Source organism: Rugamonas sp. GW822-FHT03B10 (assembly GCF_058801745.1).
In genome coordinates this window covers 39,962-55,837 of record NZ_JBXANP010000018.1, presented here as the reverse complement: position 1 = coordinate 55,837, position 15,876 = coordinate 39,962, and the positions used below count along the sequence as shown (strand labels likewise).

Here is a 15,876-nt window from a genome sequence, read left to right as displayed (position 1 = left end):
TACAGCACCTAATAACGAAAGAAATCAGATGGAAAATATGCGGAAAGCGATCAGTATAAAGGCCCGCTTTGATGTGTTCAAGCGTGACTCGTTCACCTGCCAATACTGCGGCGCGCACCCGCCGCAAGTGATTCTGGAGCCGGACCACATCAACCCCGTCGCCAACGGCGGCGGGAACGACATAAACAACCTCATCACAGCCTGCTTTGACTGCAATCGCGGGAAGGGCGCCAGGCTACTGACTTCGCTTCCAGAGTCGCTTGAGGACCGCGCCGCCCTGATGGCTGAAAAGCTCGACCAGATAAAGGCCTACGAGCGTTTGCTGAAGGCCATTCGCAAGCGCACCGATACTTCGATCGATCAGGTGGAGACGGTATTTCAGAGGCACTTCCCAACGAAGGCGTTCACCGATACGTTTCGCCAGTCGGTGCGCACCTTCCTGAAGAGCGTAGACGCCGAAGATCTTGCTGAGTACATGCACAAGGCTTGCGCGAAGCGGTCGTGCGATGCAGAAGCGGCGATGAGGTATTTCTGCGGCATCTGCTGGAACGTCATCAAGGACAAGAAAAATGGCTGACGTAGACATCTGGATGCCGTTCTACGTCGCCGACTATCTCGCCGACACCATGCATCTCACCCCCGCAGAGCATGGCGGGTATTTGATGCTTATCCTGCACTACTGGAAGTCAGGCCCGATCCCTGATGACGACGTTCGCCTGGCAACGATCAGCCGGATGGGTGATGCTTGGAGCAATGCTTCAAGCACTCTTCGAGCATTCTTCGAGCATAAGGACGGCATGCTTGTGCATGGTCGAATCGACCAAGAAAAAGCGAACGCACTTGTCAATAAAGACAAGAATCAGGCCCGCGCGAAGGCTGCAGCAGACAAAAGATGGGGTAAAAATGCTCCAAGCAATGCTCCAAGCATGCCCCAAGCATTGCTTGATGAATGCCCGTCACCTTCACCTTCACCTACATCTATAAAACCAAAGTCAAAAACTATATCGGCTTCGCCGGAATATCCCGATGAGTTCGAGGAGACTTGGTCTGCCTACCCGCCGCGCCCCGGCGCAAGCAAGAAGGACGCACACAAGGCATGGGCTGCCCGCATCAAGGCCGGAGTTCCCGCTGCCGACATCCTGGCCGGCGTCCTGCGCTACGCTGCCCACGTGCTGAGCCAGCGCACCGAGCCGCAGTACATCAAGCAGGCCTCCACGTTCTTCGGTCCCGGTGAGCACTACAAGTCCGTTTGGAATGTGGCTGCCGGCGCTCGGTCTGCGCAACAGCAGTCTGAGAAGTTCAACTTCGCCAACGTCGACCGATCCGGCGACGCTGCCGCCCAGGCCGCGACCATGGCGAGGCTCGGCATCGCGGTCCCTGACGGTGAGGTTGAGCTGTGAGCGCCCCGGAAACTGCCGCCAACCTGCTGACCTGCCTCACGGCGAACGTCGTCGCGATGGACGGCAATTGCGATCAGCATGGCCCGGCCACGGTGATGACGCGGCGCGGCCAGCAGTGGCATTGCCCCTCGTGCCTGGAGGTGAAGCTGGCTGCCGAATACGCCGAGAAGTGGGCCAACGAGCGCAACGCCGCGCTGCACGCGATTGCCGAGATTCCGTCGAAGTATCGGGGGCAAAAATTCACGCCCAGCACGGCGGCGCACAAGGCGGTTCGCATGGTGGCCGCCTCGTTCCGGGACTTCATCATCGCGGAACAGCGCTGGGCCGCACTGATCCTGATCGGCGATGTCGGCACCGGCAAGACGCAGCTCGCATGCGAGTTCGCCGAGTCGTACATCAACCGCCTGTCGCGCTCGGTTCGCTACATCACGGCCAAGGGCATGATCTCGGAAATCCAGGCCAGCTACGGCAAGGAAGGGAAGTCCGAGGACTCCGAGATCGACCGCTTCGTGCAGTACGACCTGCTGATCCTCGACGAGATCGACGCCATCCCGAACAAGGACAACTCGGCGTTGCTGCTGACCGAAATCATCAACCGCCGCTACGGCAGCGACAAACCGATGATCGTGATCTCGAATCAGTCGCTGGACAACCTGGCGCAGTTCGTCGGTGACCGCGTGCATGACCGGCTTCACGAAAACGCGATGGTCTGCAATTTCGACTGGCCTAGCTTTCGGAGGTCTGCATGACGAACGCAAATGCCTCTGCGGCTTTACCACAGACCCGCCACGCCGCGAACGCGACCACTCGGCTACCAGCACACCAACCCGCCAAAGAAAACGGCTTAGAAAGCCGCATTTCCAATCCGGAGGAAAAATGGCAACCCAGCCCGACGAAGCGCTGAACGACGAGAAGGCGCCCGACATCGCAGATCTACCAAAAGCCATGGCCATCGTTCGATTTCGAATGGAAGCCGACGCCGGCCATCCCGTATCCCCGGATGCCGTGACGTTCAAGATGGTGCGCGGCGTTCCGGTCATCGTCACCACGTTTAGCGAGGTGCGCGATGAATAGGCAAGGGGTAATCGTGCCCGTGCAATGGTGCTTCTGGCAGTCGTCCAGCTTTATGCGAAAGGACCATGCCAGCGTGGCGCGGCCGCATGACGACCGTGGCGTGCCGACGGGCACATACTGGCTAGCGTGGCCACCGTACATAGAGGCTGGGATTGAGCGTCAGGTGATGAATCGGCGTTTTAGGTCGCCCGAGGCCGCGATGGATTTCGTGGATAAAAGCTGGCCATTATCTTCATAGGAAAAATCATGTCACAAATCACAGAAACCTCGATGGAACTAGCCCACGCCTATCTCGCATCCAAGGCCGGCGCGCGGCTGTGCTGCCAGCAGATTGCCGTGCATTTTGGTTGGACGCTCTCGCACACCTCCCGCGTGCTGCTTGCCCTATCGCGCAGCGACAAAATCATGATCTCGCTGGCGAAGCGCGACCGGACGTACTACGTTCCGACGGTCGATCCGATCGCGGCGGCATCGCCAGAGCATACGCCTCAGCCTGCGCGGCCTCTCAAGGTCGACAAGCACCGGACGGAGCTGTACCGGGAGCTGGCCGAAGCGCGCGCCGCAATCCGTTCGATAGGGTGAGCCATGGCCAAGACTAAGAAACCCCGTAAGGCATACCGTCCCAAGGAAGTCGTCCAGAACCCGGTGAATTACTTCTTCGGCGGCCTGAAACGCATCGACGCCGAGCACCTGCAGGCGCTGCGCATCAAGAACCACAAGGCCATGGCCGACTTGGCCACTGGGCACGGCAACCGGGCCGCATGGGATCTGATCGTCGGCGCCATCAACATGAGCAACATCATGTGCGAGCGCGGCACGGGCGACGAATATCGGGCTGAAATGCTCGCCGCCCGTGATGCCATGATGACTGTGCGCGAACGGTATTTTCAGATCGGCCGCTTCGTGTTCAAGGGCGAAGAATTGGCGGCGCTCAATCTCGCGATGGACGTGCATGATGCCCAGCTTGACGCCTCCCGAATAATCGACGTGGAACGCGCAGCCGACGAGGTTGTACGGCGCATCCGGAGCGGGATCAACGTCGAGCGTGCGGCATGAAAGAGAAGGAACTTACGCGCGCCGAGCGCTACGCCTTGCTGCTCTATCGCCAGGGTAAGGAAAAGAGCCGTGCGCTTCCGGTTCGTGCCTATCGCGACCCTTCTAACTACGTCGAATTCGACCGCAGCGAACGGCGCGAGCGCGATGCTGCTGGAAAACCTGCGATTCCTGATGACACATAGTTCTCTATGGTGTTAACCTTCGCCTGTTCACGAAAGGAGCGCTCATGTTTGCCGAACGATACGCAGATTCAGTCAACGCCAGCAACCTGATGGATGATGCATTTCACCGCAAGACTGAGGCGCTTTGCGCGTCGGCTTTGGCAAGCATGGCCGCGTCGAATCGTGATCTCGGCGCGCTTCTGATGCGCATCAAATTCGTGGACGGTATCGTGCACAAGGATTTCGAGGGCCGCGCCATCAACATCGCACAGGCGCTGCGCATCTGGACTGTCGAGGTGCGCCGCAAGGGCAAGGAGCGCGGCTGGCTTCCGGTTCCGCGCACGGAGTGGGATGTGCTCGCCAATGAGACTTTCTATCAAAAGGTGGCAGAAATTTCTTTGGCGCATTGGCTCGACAGTCGCTGCACTACCTGCGAAGGGACTGGCGTCCAGACAAATCAACATACATGTCCAGCCTGCAAGGGGTCTAAGCTTCAACCGATGACTGGTGGCCGACTGATCGTTGAGCGTGCGCAGCAGATGTCCGGCGAGTTGGAGGGCATTCTCCAGTCGCAAGGATCGCGCGCTGCTGGGCGGCTCTGGAGGGCGGCATGAGATGCGCAAAAGAAGTTCGGCGCTGGTCAAATAAGCTGCGCGCTCGATTTGGCGGGAAGAATGGCGTTGTCCGCGCCGCGTTATGGGATGCTCCGGAATACGAGCGGAAAAACGAGACAAGCAAAAATAATTACCGGCGATGTGTTTTTAAGTTGTAAACCGCAAGGAAAAAGGCTAATATATTTGCACATTCGTTCTGCCCCGCGTAATGTAGGCGCGAGCCTCACCGCTCAGCAGGACTAGGGCCGCCGATATTCGAGAACAGCCGGTTTATCGGAAACAAGTTGCTTAAGCCTTGTTCGCCCTGAAATTTGTAGTTGACATAACAGATAGTTTTGCAACGAACCAAAAGCCGCCCTAGAGGTGGCTTTTTCATTTCCGGCGCCACTTTGCGAGGCAGCCATGACCAATATAAAGCGCCCGACGAAACAGGAGGTGCGCGAGTACATGGATCGCCGCACGCACGAGCAGCTAGAGCCGCCGCCCACACCTGACGAGATCAGGCGCGAGTTAGGTTGGTGGCTACTTCCAGCCAATCGCCGGCCAGATCGCAGCGACAGAGATTAACGCCAAGGTAAAGCTCAACAGGGAGAGCTCCGGTCTAATAATCCGGGTGCGCAGGTTCGAGTCCCGTCCTGGCACCAGAACAGAATTTGCTTGGCCGGTACCGGCGCAGGCAGACGTGAGGCGTACACGAAAAACGCACTTGAATATTGTGAAGGCGGCTTACCGCGCAATTAGCCATCGAGGCAGCGGGTAGCTTGGCACTGGCGATGCCTTAACGCATCAATTAGCCATTCAATGACATAGCAACTTGAGCGGCGGTTTTAACCGCACAGTCGGCCCCGACCTCCAATCGGGGCGCAGAACGACGCCGGACGCTGTAACCGGCACCAATTCAAGTCTAAAGCCTGTGAAGGCCCGTTACCCTCAACTTCACAGGAGAACAGCATGTCGAGTCTGAATACCGTAAAACAATCCCAATATGACAACGTAGGTGGTCAAAGGGCTATCCAGCCAGAGCCTTTGATGACCGGCGAGGTTCATGACCAACTGAACCAGATGCAATACGCGCTGAACGCGCAGCAGGACATTATTCAAGCTCTCTTGAAGCGACTTGAACCGATTACTGGGTGCTTGGAATACCCCGTTGGCGAGTCTGGCGGCGTGAAGATGTCTTCACTTGTCCCAATTGCGGCGCGCATCCAGCAACAAGTTGAGCGCGTTCAAAGCGTCAATTCCGATCTGGATCGCATCCTGAGTCACATGCAGATCTGATCTAGCCGCGTCTCCTCTGCCGCTACCAAGCGTCAGCTTTGCCGCCGCGCGCCAGTCGCCGGCGGCTTTTTTATTCCAGGGCCAGTAATGGCAAATTTCATCTGCCGCCTTTTCTGCGGCTCACGCAAGAGGAAAATCATGTCGCTCCAAGACAAAATCGCCGCTGACCAGGCGGCTATTACCGCTGCCCAGGCCGCTGTTGACGCCGCGAACGCAGCCCTGGCCACCGCCAATTCGACCCTGGCTGCCGATCAGGCATCGCTGGCCGCGCTGCAGCCTACCGTGGCCGCGATCAACGAGATCAAGACCTTCGCTGCCGGCCTGTCGAATGCCGACGAGGCTGCGCGGCTGACCGCGCTGGCCGACGCCGCGATGGCTGCCCTGGATCTGTAACGGGGATGAAAGCAAGCGGCATATACACCATCAGGAACGCCGTCAACGGCAAGGTATATGTCGGCAGCGCAATCAACATGGGTCGGCGGTGGAGCAAGCACCGCACTCAATTGAATTGCAGCACTCACCACTGTCAGAAATTGCAGCGTGCATGGGTGAAGTACGGCCCCGACGCATTTGAGTTTAAGGCGCTACTGCTTTGCGCGCCAGAGCAGTTGCTGATGTATGAGCAGCGGGCGCTGGACGCATATGAGGCGGTGAAGACCGGATACAACATAAACCCAACAGCTGGCAGTAGGCTTGGCGCGAAAAGCTCGGAGCAGCATAAGGCCAACATGAGTAGGGCGCTGAAGGGGCGAGTGATGTCGGCAGAGTGGCGGGCGAATATAGGGAAAGCGCAGATAGGTCGAGTATGCGCGCCATTTACACCAGAGCGATGTGCAAAGATATCGGCATCGAAAATTGGCAAGCCAAGATCGGAAGAAACAAAGCGTAAGTTGAGCGCAGCGAATATGGGGAAAACGCCTTCGCTTGAGGCGCGGATGAAAATATCTGCCGCCCATAAAGGCAAGAAGGTATCTGCCGAAACAATCGCCAAAAGGACTGCGTCCAGATTGGCTAATAAGTTGGCCAAGTTGGAACAACTTAATACGGAGTAAATCATGGCACTGAACACGCAAATAGCCGCCGCTACGGTCAACTCGCAAGCCAACTCATTGGCGACCCTACTAAATTCGGGGTATTTACGCCTATACGACGGCGCGCAGCCCGCTACGGCCGACACGGCGATTACAAGCCAGGTGTTGCTGGCCGAACTGCGCTTCAACGCGACCGCCGCGCCTTCCGCATCTGGCGGCGTGCTGACCTTCAACGCGATCACTGCCGCATCGTCGGCGGCGGCGAGCGGCACGGCGTCATGGTTCCGTGCCCTGAAATCTGACGGCACGACCGTTGTGATGGATGGCTCGGTTGGCACGGCGACCGCGAACATGATCCTGTCCACGACGACCATTACGGCCACGCAAACCGTGTCCTGCTCGTCGTTCACGCACGACGTGCTGCAGTCGAGCTCCGGCCTGTAATCAGCGGGAGATAGCATGTCCGACATCAAGCAGAAATACCCGGCCTCGAACGCGGACACGGTTGACCTGACCATTACGCTGGCCTCGCTGGCCACCAGCTCGACGCTGCTCGTCGGCCGCGAATCCACTGCTGTGGACAACCGCACTAATCTGGACCTCGATCACCTGATATCCGGCCGTTTCAAGACGGGCACTAGCCCGACCGCCGGAACGAAAATCGAGGTATGGGTTGCGGCGCCGACGTCGATCGCGTCCGGCACTGCGACCTATCCAGACACCGTGACCGGATCCGACGCTGCGATTACGCTCACGAGCGACAACGTGAAGTTCTCCTCGCTGCGCCTGGCATGGTCGACCACCGTAGACAACACGACCGGCCGCGTCTACTCGATGCCGCCGACCTCGCTCGCATCGTTGTTTGGCGATTTGCCGCCATTCTGGTCGGTGGTGGTGGTACACAGCACTGCCGTCAATCTGGATTCCACCGGAGGCAATCACCAACTTTGCTACCACCGAGTGCAGAAGCAGACGGTGTAAGCCATGGCCAGGATACTCGGCCCGCGCCGTGCCAAGCGTAAGCCGGAGGCTGGTCTACAACTCAACCGCAGCAACAATTTTGCCAATGGGGCGATCGTTTACCCCATGGATGGCAGCCAGAATTCTCTAGGCTCGCTCCCGGCGTATAAGATGGCGCTCGTTGGCTCGCCGACGGTTGGTAAATTCAACGGGGCAAGCGGTGTACGGTGTTCGAGCACATCCGACTACCTGAATCTTGGCTCGCACGCCGAGCTGAAAAGTGCCGCGTTCACGCAGCTTGCCATAGTCCGGTTCGATGCGTTCGCGTCGGTCACAAGTACGATTTCGGAAACCTCTACAACCGTGGGGAGTTCCACTGGCAGCGCGCAATTCGGTGTCGATACCGCAACCGGCCGCCTGCTGCTCGTATATGACAATCACTATATTGTCAGTGAATCGATTGCAGCCGGGCCCAAGGTCACAGTCGGTAAGACCTTTGTTGCCGCCGTATCGTATGACGGAACGAATGCTGCGTTAGCTCTTGATGGATGCGACGTCAGTTCCACCACGACCACAGCCCCCTTCGGCACCAGCGGAACCACTTTCCTGCTGTCGAAGAAGGGTGATAGCCAAGAATCGGCGCGCCCTTGCGAAATCTACCTGTTCGCCGCGTGGCCTCGCGCATTGTCGCGCGCCGAATTGGTGGAACTGACGCGCGATCCATATCAGTTGTTCATCGGCGCGAAGTCGACGCTAGCGCTCCCTGGCCAGGCGCCGGGGATCAGCGCCGCCTCAAGCACATCGCAAGGACAGACGTCCGCCGCTAGTGCGGCGTTGTCATCTGCTGCCGGTGTCGCTAGTAGCCAGGCGCAAAGCGCGGCGGCAGCCGGCGGCATATCAAGCGCCGCATCCGGAGCCACGAAGCAGGGCCAGTCGGTCGCGGCAAGCACCGCAGTAAGCACCAGCGTCACATCGAGCGCATCTCAAGCGCAGAGCACCCAAGCCGCCGTAACAATAGCGACGGATGGTGTGGCGAGTTCCAGTCAGGCCCAGAGCGCGGCCGGCGCCGGGGGTGCATCGGATGCGTTGAACGCCGAAGCGACGACGGGGCAGGCGCAATCAGCTGTCGCTACGGGGTCTATCGGCGCGGATGCGCAGGTCGGCACCAAGCAAGGGCAGCAGGCAATTGCAGTGGGTGGCATCTCGGCCGCCGCCGCGATAGCCAGCCGGCAAGGCCAGTCTGTCGCAGCGCACGCGGCAACTGCCGTAGACGCCGTTAGCGCGACGAGCCAGGCGCAGTCGATTGGCGGGGCGCGGTTCGCTCCCGGCACTGGCACCATAACAGCCAGAATTAGGATTCGCCCCGCAGTCGGCGCGATATACAAAACGAGTGCCGCAGTTCGTGGCCGAACCGATGCGAGGCCGACATGAGCAACATCAGTACGTTGTATGTCGGGAACGACAACATCCTCGAAGTGGATGCTCTCAAGAGCGACCTGACCGGCGCGGACCTGAACGGCGCATCCATGTCAGTCACGCTGAAGGACGCCGCCGGCGCGAACGTCACCGGCGGCTCGTGGCCACTCGCCATGGCCTACGTCGCATCGAGTCGCGGCACCTACCGGGCAACGCTTGGTTACGGCTTGAGCCTGACCCCTGGTGCGCGCTACACGGCAACGATCACGGCTGACGGCGGCTCCGGCCTGCACGCAGCCTGGGCGGTCGAGTGCATCGCCAAAACAAGGAATTGAAGATGGAAAACGCAATCACGGCAATCAACGCGCTCAAGATCGGCAACTGCACCATCGCCGAGCCATGCGCGGAAGGCCAGCCGCTGGAACTGTATCGGAACGCGACCGATGAGGATATCGCGCAGTCGCGCGCCAAGCCCGTGGCGATCCTGTCGCCGGATGCGGAAGGCATTGCCATTGCTGTGTTGTTGGCGTCCGTGTTGGCTGATCACTTCCCAGAAGGCGAGATCACGCTGGATGCGGTTAAGGCTAAGACTTCCCCGCAGCTTCCGGGGTAAAGCATGAGTAGCAATAGCATTGATTGGGAGGCAATTGAGCGCGCATACCGCGCCGGCATTCTCTCGATCCGTGAAATCGCTAAGACTCACGGCGTTTCCGATACAGCAATCCGCAAGAAGGCAAAGGGCGAAGGGTGGCAGCGCGACTTGACGGATCGCGTCAATGAGAAGGTTCGCACTGAACTGGTTCGCAGCGAGGTTCGCACTGCAAACCCGCAAACCGAACGCGAGATTGTCGAGGAAGCCGCAGCGACCGTTGTGCACGTCGTGCGCTCGCATCGCAAGGCGATCACGCAGGGCCAACAGTTGGTAGAGTTGCTGACGAAGCAATTGATCGACGTTGCCGGCCGGCGCGACGAGTTCGAAGATCAGATCGAAGAGATGTGCTCGGAAGACAAGTCACCCGAGCGCCGTACTCGCCTGATGCGCGCGGTGTCACTCGGGACGCATGCAAGTGTCGCGGTCAATCTAGCAACCGCCACGAAAACATGGGTTGGCCTCGAGCGCCAGGCGTTCAACATCAAGGATGAGGCGCCGGCGGCCGCAGATAGCCTGAGTGACCTTCTTGCACAAATCAACGGATCGTCCCTCCCGATAGCAAAATGAACAACGCCGAATTGGAGCAGTTCGCCAAGAACATGGCGGACCCGATCTGGCGCATCAGCCATCTGTACAAGATCATCATCAAAGGTGATGGTGATGAAGATGATCTGGTGGTGGAGTTCAAGCCGAACCGGGCGCAGCGCAAATTCATCTCGCGCTTGCATCATCGCAACATCATTCTGAAGGCTCGGCAACTTGGTTTCACGACGCTGATTTGTATCGTGTGGTTGGATCACGCGCTGTTCAACGCGAACAGCCGCTGCGGCATCATCGCTCAGGATCGCGACTCGGCCGGCATCATCTTCCGCGACAAGGTGAAGTTCGCATACGACAACCTGCCAGAGGAATTGCGGGCCCGGATGCCGCTGGCTGCGGATAACGCCTCAGAACTACTTTTCGCGCACAACAACAGCAGTATCCGCGTGGCGACCTCGATGCGTTCCGGGACGATCCACCGGCTGCACGTGTCCGAGTTCGGCAAGATTTGCGCCAAGTTCCCCCTCAAGGCTAAAGAGGTGATGACCGGATCGATCCCATCAGTCCCGCTCAACGGCATCACGGTCATCGAAAGCACGGCCGAGGGCGCCGAGGGGCGCTTCTATGATCTGACCAAGAAGGCAATGGAAATGCATGACGCAGGAAAAGAACTGACGGGGCGCGACTGGCGCTTCCACTTCTATCCCTGGTGGGATGAGCCGCGCTACCGGATGGCGGCGCACACAGTCATCGTTTCCGAGAAAGACAACGAATACTTCGACTCCATCGAAGCAAAGATGAGCACGAAGATCGATGCCGAGCAGCGCGCCTGGTACGTGGCGACGCGTGAGGCCGACTTCGTGGGCAGCGAGGAAAACATGCTGCAGGAGTACCCGAGCACGCCGGACGAGGCTTTCGAGGTGTCGTCGGAGGGATGCTACTACACGGCCCAGATGACGCAGGCGCGCAAGCAAGGGCGCATTCTGCGCATCCCGAGGCTCGATATCCCCGTCAACACCTTCTGGGACATCGGCAACAGCGATGGCTGCGCGATCTGGTTCCATCAGCAGGTCGGAATGGAAGACCGCTTCATCGGCTACTACGAGGCGCACGGCGAGACGCTGGCGCACTACGCGAAAGAGATCAAGAGCCGCGACTACCTGTACAACAAGCATTTCCTACCGCACGACGCCGCGCACAAGCGGCTGAGCGACACGAACAAGTCGACGGAGCAAATGCTGAACGATCTGGGCATCAACAACACCGTGATCGTACCGGTCATCACCGACCTGAACACCGGCATCCAGATGACACGCAAGCATTTCCCGGCCGTCTGCTTCGATGAGGAGGGCTGCAAATGCGGAACGGTATCCGGCATCAAGCGCCTGGAGAACTACCGCAAGCGGTTCAGCCAGAAGGACAACCGCTGGATCGATGAGCCAAACAAGGCCAACGGATGCTCGGAAGGTGCCGACGCATTCCGCCAGTTCGCCCAGGCGAAGGAGGGCGGTTTGATCACGATGGCCGGCCGCACTGAGCAACGCCGACCGCGCCGCGCGCCAGACTGGCGCCTGTAACACCCGATACCAACCGCACTAGATGCGGTTTTTTTACGCCCCAACAGGACAACTGCCAATGAACACAGCACTCGATCAGCAAGGCGACGACGGAGAAAATGCCGCCCAAGCTGGCCTGTCGCTGGCACAGTTCCAGATGTGGCACGACGAGATCAAGGCTCAGCCTGTATGGCGCAAGAACGCCGACCGCGAGTGCGACTACCGCGACGGCAACCAGCTGGACTCCGAAGTGTTGCGCAAGCAGCAGGCCATCGGCATGCCGCCGGCGATTGAGCCGCTGATTGGTCCGGTGATTGACGCCGTGCTCGGCATGGAAGCGCAGCACCGCACCGATTGGCGTGTAATCCCTGACAGCGATGTCAACGGCGACGATGTGGCCGCCGCGCTCAACAACAAGCTCAACACGGCCGAGCGCCAATCGAAGGCCGATAAGGCATGCGGCGATGCGTTCGCCGGCCAGGCATCGGTAGGCATCGGCTGGGTCGAAGTATCGCGCGACAGCAACCCGTTCAACTTCCCGTATCGCGCAGTTTCGATCCCACGCAACGAAATTTACTGGGACTGGCGCGCGCAGGCCAAACACGGCACCGACGACTACCGCTATCTGGTGCGCCGCAAGTGGACCGACAAGGAGCAGGCAAAGCTGCTGTTCCCGAACAAGGCTGACGTGATCGAGATGGCCTCGCGCGGCTGGTCTGGCTACGACTCAATGCTGACCAATGACGGCGGGAAATCAACTCACCTGTCGATGGGTGGCAGTGAGTTTCCGCAGTCCTACGGCGCGGTGACGAGCCCTGTTCCCGGAGATGGCGGCACGACATTCCCGATGCTGGCCAGTTCCTACACTGCCGAGCGCGGATCGTCGCTCGAGGAGCAGGAATGGCGCGACGTGACCAACAACCGCGTGTGCCTGTTCGAAGTATGGTATCGCATCTGGCTGCGCGCCCTGGTGATGAAGATGCCGGATGGCCGCGTGGTCGAGTACGACGAGGCGAACGAGGCGCACCAGATGCTGGCCGCGACCGGCGCCGCGACGCCTGATTATGCGGTCATCTCCAAGGTGCGCGTCTCATGGTGGTTGGGCCCGCATCGTCTGACCGATGAGCCGTCGCCCTACAAGCATAATAAGTTCCCCTACGTCCCGTTCTGGGGCAAGCGCGAGGACCGCACCGGCGTTCCATACGGCCTGATTCGCGGCATGATGTACCTGCAGGACAACGTCAACGCGACTACCTCCAAGATTCGCTGGGGCTTGTCGGCGGTCCGGACAATCCGCACCGACGGCGCCGCGCTGGACGATGACGACACGCTGCGCAGCGAGATCGCCCGACCAGACGCCGATATCGTGCTCGATGCCGACCACATGGCGAAGCCTGGTGCGACGTTCAAGGTCGAACGTGACTTCGCGCTGAACGAGCAGCAGTACAAGATGCTGGCCGACTCGCGCGACGGAATCAAGCGCGTCGGCGGCGTGCAGAATGCATTCATGGGCGCGGCCAGCGCATCCGATTCCGGCGTCAAGGTCGCCAACTTGGCCGAGCAGTCCACGCAGTCGCTGGCCGACCTGATGGACAACTTCCGCGTGGCGCGCGCCGAGGTGGGCGAACTGCTGCTGTCGCTGGTGGTCGAGGACATGGGCAACGAGCCGCAGGAAGTGATGATCAAGGGCGGCGCGGTCAACGAGGACCGCACCATCAAGCTCAATCAGCCGGCGCACGATCCAGAGACTGGCTTGCAGTACCTGGACAACGACGTGCAGCGCACAATGTTGAAGGTCACGCTGGAAGATGTGCCGCACACGCCGTCTTTCCGCAGCCAACAACTGCAGTCCTTCACCGAAGTGTTCAAATCGGCGCCGGAGGACTTCCAGCGCGTGCTGTTCCCGCAGTTGCTGAGCCTGATGGACGTGCCGAACAAGCAGGATGTCATCAAGGCCGTCAAGGACGCATCGCAGGTTCCGACGCCGCAAGAGATCCAACAGCAGATCGAGGACGCCGTGAGTCAGGCGCTGACGAAGGCGCAAGTCGAGGCCAAGGGTCGCGAGCTCGACCTGAAACAGCAACTCAACGACGCTCAGATCACCAAGATCAAGGCGGAAGCGGTCAAGGTTGGCGTAGAAGCAGCATTCTCCGCGATGCAGTCGGGCGAAGTCATCGCCGCCGTGCCGCAAGTGGCGCCGATTGCCGATGCGCTGATGGAGTCGGCCGGCTATCAGGCGCCCGCAAATGGCGGCGTTGATCCGAACTTCCCGACCGGCGCGCCGGCGCCCGGTATCGCGCTCAACCCGATCAAGAACAACCGGACTGGAGTTCAGATCGCGCCGGGCGGCAATACCGATCCGATGTCGCCCGCCAACCCTGCGCAAGCGGCGCCCGCTGCGGCTGTGGCGCCCGGCCCGGCAGCGCCGGCCACGCCCGGAGTTGGCGAGCGTCGCGGGATCGAGACGATGCGGCCAGACAGCGCACCGGGCTTTGCTGATGGCGGCATGATCGGCTATGACGGGCTGAACGATGATGAGCGCATGGCATTGCATTACGCGTCTGGCGGTCAGCAACCGAGCGGCCGCACGGGCGACGCGCGCGCCATTCTTGCGCGCGGCGGCGCTTTCATCAACCCGAACAACGAGCCCGACAACCTCAACAGCTACAACCTCGCCCCGATGGGCTTGGCGCCGACCGCGATCAACGACAGCCCTGTGCATGACCTGCTGGCTGGTTCTAGCTTCAACACTGGCGGCCTGGATAGCGGCAGCACCGTGCACAGCATGCTGTCCGATTCCGCGTTTGCTGGCCACAGTTCAGCCGGCATCTCGCGCTTCGCCAATGGCGGCCAGATCTTCGGCCCCGGCAGCGGCACCAGCGATTCCATCCCCGCCGTGGTCGACGGCAAGCAGCCGATCAAGGTTTCGGCCGGCGAGTTCGTGATTCCGAGTGATGTGGTGCAAAAGCTCGGCCCCGAGTTCTTCAACGAACTCATCAAGAAGCACCACACCCCGACATAAGGATCAGCATGAAAACCAAGGATTGGCGCAAGGTCAAAGTGACCGCGACCGGCATCGTTCCCGGCATATCGCACGGCGACGTGTTCGGCGGAATTATCACGCAGGTCGCCGGAACATCGACCACGATCACGGCCTATGACGACAGCGCAGCAACCGCCGCCAACTTGATCATCCCCACCACGTCGGCATCGACGTCGAACGTGCCGGGCGTGTTCATCAGCCCGTTCGGCGGCGCCGTTGGAACGCTGACCGCGCCACCGCCGGCGTCCGATGGTCTGGAGTTGACCACGGGCCTTTACATCGCCCTGGGCGGCACTGGTTCGCCGGCAATCTGGGTTCTCATTCGGTAGTCCAATCGCGTTCAGGCGCAAACTTCAGGAGCTAAAAATGTATCTGGTCAAGAATATCTCCGGCACTGTTCAGACGATGCCGAAGCGCATGGAGACCGTATCCCACGCCGTCGGCAACTGGGCTATCGGTGAGAGCGATTACGTGGACGATGACGTGATCAATCTGTACCGCCCGCACACGAGCGTGTTCACCATCGTTGGCAAGAACGGCGCCGCCGTGCCGGCCACCGTCGTCACCGATGGCCTGGAAGTCGTCACCGGCTTGACCGCCGCCGACACGTGCGCTGATGGCTTCGTGCACCAAACCACCTTCACGTTCGACGCTATGGCGCTGGCCGTGACCGATGCGCTGGCCTACGCGAGCAAACTGCTCTACACGTTCCCGGCCGGCCGCATCAACATCCTTGGCGCCACCGGCTCGCTGCAATTCGCCGTGACGTCGGACCGCACCACCACTATCAACGACAGCGCTTCGCTCACGTGGTCGCTGGGATCGGCAGCCGCATCGAACGTCGCGCTGACCTCCACGATGGTCAACCAACTGCCGCTGGCAACGAAAGTGCTGTCGGCCGCGACCACGGCGCTCAACACCGCGTCAACCAACGCGCTGGCGGCATCGGCGCAACTGGACGGCACCGGCACTGCGATCCCTGTGTACCTGAACGCAGCGTTCGCGACCACGACCGACATCGACGCCGATGGCGCTCTGTCGGTGACGGGCACGATCACGATCTCCTGGGTCAACCTGGGCGATTACTAAAAATTT

The 15,876-nt window shown here is 60.2% G+C and carries 21 protein-coding genes; all 21 read left to right on the top strand.

What is annotated here, in order from left to right:
- Window positions 1-28: 28 nt before the first annotated feature.
- The 21 genes from AC1RQG_RS22720 to AC1RQG_RS22620 all read left to right on the top strand — a co-directional run bounded on the left by AC1RQG_RS22720 (window position 29) and on the right by AC1RQG_RS22620 (window position 15,870).
- On the top strand, window positions 29-577 hold the full coding sequence (locus AC1RQG_RS22720; RefSeq protein ID WP_493134810.1) for an HNH endonuclease: 549 nt from the start codon (window positions 29-31) through the stop codon (window positions 575-577).
- The gene (locus AC1RQG_RS22715) at window positions 570-1,400 is read left to right on the top strand and encodes a YdaU family protein (RefSeq protein WP_493134809.1); all 831 of its coding nucleotides are present in this window, start codon (window positions 570-572) and stop codon (window positions 1,398-1,400) included. The genes AC1RQG_RS22720 and AC1RQG_RS22715 overlap by 8 nt, the downstream gene beginning before the upstream one ends.
- Complete coding sequence (locus AC1RQG_RS22710) at window positions 1,397-2,149, top strand: ATP-binding protein (protein ID WP_493134808.1); 753 nt, start codon at window positions 1,397-1,399, stop codon at window positions 2,147-2,149. Before AC1RQG_RS22715 ends, AC1RQG_RS22710 begins: the two co-directional genes overlap by 4 nt.
- A 127-nt stretch (window positions 2,150-2,276) precedes the next feature.
- Complete coding sequence (locus AC1RQG_RS22705) at window positions 2,277-2,474, top strand: hypothetical protein (RefSeq protein WP_493134806.1); 198 nt, start codon at window positions 2,277-2,279, stop codon at window positions 2,472-2,474.
- A 246-nt stretch (window positions 2,475-2,720) separates the two neighbouring features.
- The gene (locus AC1RQG_RS22700; RefSeq protein ID WP_493134805.1) at window positions 2,721-3,056 is read left to right on the top strand and encodes a hypothetical protein; all 336 of its coding nucleotides are present in this window, start codon (window positions 2,721-2,723) and stop codon (window positions 3,054-3,056) included.
- Between the two features lie 3 nt (window positions 3,057-3,059).
- Window positions 3,060-3,530 carry a hypothetical protein gene (locus AC1RQG_RS22695; protein ID WP_493134804.1) on the top strand — a complete coding sequence of 157 codons (471 nt, stop codon included), beginning with the start codon at window positions 3,060-3,062 and terminating at the stop codon, window positions 3,528-3,530.
- Window positions 3,527-3,712 (top strand): hypothetical protein, encoded by a 186-nt coding sequence (locus AC1RQG_RS22690; RefSeq protein WP_493134802.1) that lies wholly within the window; start codon window positions 3,527-3,529, stop codon window positions 3,710-3,712. Before AC1RQG_RS22695 ends, AC1RQG_RS22690 begins: the two co-directional genes overlap by 4 nt.
- Before the next feature lie 44 nt (window positions 3,713-3,756).
- Complete coding sequence (locus AC1RQG_RS22685; protein ID WP_493134800.1) at window positions 3,757-4,305, top strand: hypothetical protein; 549 nt, start codon at window positions 3,757-3,759, stop codon at window positions 4,303-4,305.
- A gap of 951 nt (window positions 4,306-5,256) precedes the next feature.
- Complete coding sequence (locus AC1RQG_RS22680) at window positions 5,257-5,583, top strand: hypothetical protein (RefSeq protein WP_493134798.1); 327 nt, start codon at window positions 5,257-5,259, stop codon at window positions 5,581-5,583.
- A gap of 138 nt (window positions 5,584-5,721) precedes the next feature.
- The gene (locus AC1RQG_RS22675; RefSeq protein WP_493134796.1) at window positions 5,722-5,976 is read left to right on the top strand and encodes a hypothetical protein; all 255 of its coding nucleotides are present in this window, start codon (window positions 5,722-5,724) and stop codon (window positions 5,974-5,976) included.
- Window positions 5,977-5,981: 5 nt separating this feature from the next.
- Window positions 5,982-6,635 carry a GIY-YIG nuclease family protein gene (locus tag AC1RQG_RS22670; RefSeq protein ID WP_493134794.1) on the top strand — a complete coding sequence of 218 codons (654 nt, stop codon included), beginning with the start codon at window positions 5,982-5,984 and terminating at the stop codon, window positions 6,633-6,635.
- A gap of 3 nt (window positions 6,636-6,638) precedes the next feature.
- The gene (locus AC1RQG_RS22665; RefSeq protein ID WP_493134792.1) at window positions 6,639-7,058 is read left to right on the top strand and encodes a hypothetical protein; all 420 of its coding nucleotides are present in this window, start codon (window positions 6,639-6,641) and stop codon (window positions 7,056-7,058) included.
- A 15-nt stretch (window positions 7,059-7,073) separates the two neighbouring features.
- Window positions 7,074-7,595 (top strand): hypothetical protein, encoded by a 522-nt coding sequence (locus tag AC1RQG_RS22660; RefSeq protein ID WP_493134790.1) that lies wholly within the window; start codon window positions 7,074-7,076, stop codon window positions 7,593-7,595.
- Window positions 7,596-7,598: 3 nt separating this feature from the next.
- Window positions 7,599-9,005 carry a LamG-like jellyroll fold domain-containing protein gene (locus AC1RQG_RS22655; RefSeq protein WP_493134788.1) on the top strand — a complete coding sequence of 469 codons (1,407 nt, stop codon included), beginning with the start codon at window positions 7,599-7,601 and terminating at the stop codon, window positions 9,003-9,005.
- Window positions 9,002-9,325 carry a hypothetical protein gene (locus AC1RQG_RS22650; protein WP_493134786.1) on the top strand — a complete coding sequence of 108 codons (324 nt, stop codon included), beginning with the start codon at window positions 9,002-9,004 and terminating at the stop codon, window positions 9,323-9,325. Before AC1RQG_RS22655 ends, AC1RQG_RS22650 begins: the two co-directional genes overlap by 4 nt.
- 2 nt (window positions 9,326-9,327) lie before the next feature.
- Window positions 9,328-9,603, top strand: a complete 276-nt coding sequence (locus AC1RQG_RS22645; RefSeq protein WP_493134784.1) for a hypothetical protein — start codon at window positions 9,328-9,330, stop codon at window positions 9,601-9,603.
- A gap of 3 nt (window positions 9,604-9,606) precedes the next feature.
- A complete protein-coding gene (locus AC1RQG_RS22640; RefSeq protein ID WP_493134783.1) occupies window positions 9,607-10,209 on the top strand; it encodes a hypothetical protein in 603 nt (200 codons plus the stop codon).
- Window positions 10,206-11,759, top strand: coding sequence for a terminase (locus tag AC1RQG_RS22635; protein WP_493134782.1), 1,554 nt, complete (start codon window positions 10,206-10,208; stop codon window positions 11,757-11,759). Before AC1RQG_RS22640 ends, AC1RQG_RS22635 begins: the two co-directional genes overlap by 4 nt.
- Before the next feature lie 58 nt (window positions 11,760-11,817).
- The gene (locus tag AC1RQG_RS22630) at window positions 11,818-14,760 is read left to right on the top strand and encodes a portal protein (RefSeq protein WP_493134780.1); all 2,943 of its coding nucleotides are present in this window, start codon (window positions 11,818-11,820) and stop codon (window positions 14,758-14,760) included.
- A gap of 8 nt (window positions 14,761-14,768) precedes the next feature.
- Window positions 14,769-15,110 (top strand): hypothetical protein, encoded by a 342-nt coding sequence (locus AC1RQG_RS22625; protein WP_493134778.1) that lies wholly within the window; start codon window positions 14,769-14,771, stop codon window positions 15,108-15,110.
- Between the two features lie 88 nt (window positions 15,111-15,198).
- The gene (locus AC1RQG_RS22620; RefSeq protein WP_493134776.1) at window positions 15,199-15,870 is read left to right on the top strand and encodes a hypothetical protein; all 672 of its coding nucleotides are present in this window, start codon (window positions 15,199-15,201) and stop codon (window positions 15,868-15,870) included.
- Window positions 15,871-15,876: the final 6 nt, after the last annotated feature.